This window comes from Martinezella dioscoreae, assembly GCF_009176305.1.
Taxonomy (GTDB): Bacteria; Pseudomonadota; Alphaproteobacteria; order Rhizobiales; family Rhizobiaceae; genus Rhizobium; species Rhizobium dioscoreae.
Map to the genome: position 1 here is coordinate 1 of NZ_BLAJ01000046.1, position 793 is coordinate 793.

1 protein-coding gene is annotated in these 793 nt (G+C 59.3%); it reads left to right on the forward strand.

Going from position 1 to position 793, the window contains the following annotated elements:
* A partial coding sequence (gene cydB / locus GDN47_RS31845) for a cytochrome d ubiquinol oxidase subunit II (RefSeq protein WP_152095065.1) occupies nucleotides 1–746 on the forward strand: 746 nt, incomplete at its 5' end.
* Nucleotides 747–793: the final 47 nt, after the last annotated feature.

Consider the following 793-nt stretch of genomic DNA (forward strand, 5'->3'; position numbering starts at 1 on the left):
TGATCTTCGGCGTAGCGGTCGGTAACGTGCTGCAGGGCGTGCCGTTCCGGTTCGACGGCGATATGCGCATCTTCTACGAAGGCTCCTTCTTCGCGCTTCTGAATCCATATGCACTCCTCTGTGGTCTGCTGTCGGTTGCCATGCTCGTCATGCACGGCGCCGCCTGGCTTCTCGTAAAGACAGATGGAGTTGTCGCCGAACGCGCGCGTCGGTTCGGCATGGTGGCGGCTCTGGTCGTGATCGTGCTCTTCGCGCTCGGCGGCCTGTTCCTTTGGATCGGCATAGACGGCTATCGCATCGCCAGCGCAATCGATGTCGAAGGCCCATCTAATCCGCTTCTGAAGACGGTCGAACACAGCGCGGGCGCATGGCTTGCCAATTATGGCAACCATCCATGGATGACGATCGCACCGGTTCTCGGTTTCCTGGGTGCAGCAGCGGCCTTGCTTGCCATGCTCGGGCGGCGTGAAGTGACCGTGCTGCTGTTCAGCAAGCTTGCCATCTTCGGCATCATCTCAACCGTCGGCGTCTCGATGTTTCCCTTCATCTTGCCGTCCTCACTTGATCCGCGCTCCAGCCTCACGGTCTGGGACGCTTCGTCCAGTCATCTGACGCTCTTCATCATGCTCGTCGTCGCCGTCATCTTTCTGCCGATCGTGCTTGCCTACACCGCATGGGTTTATCGCGTGCTGTGGGGCAAGGTTGACGAGGCGACGGTGAACGATAAGGGCGGCCACGCCTACTGATCTGCAAGGAGATTTCGCATGTGGTATTTTGCCTGGCTTCTCGGCTT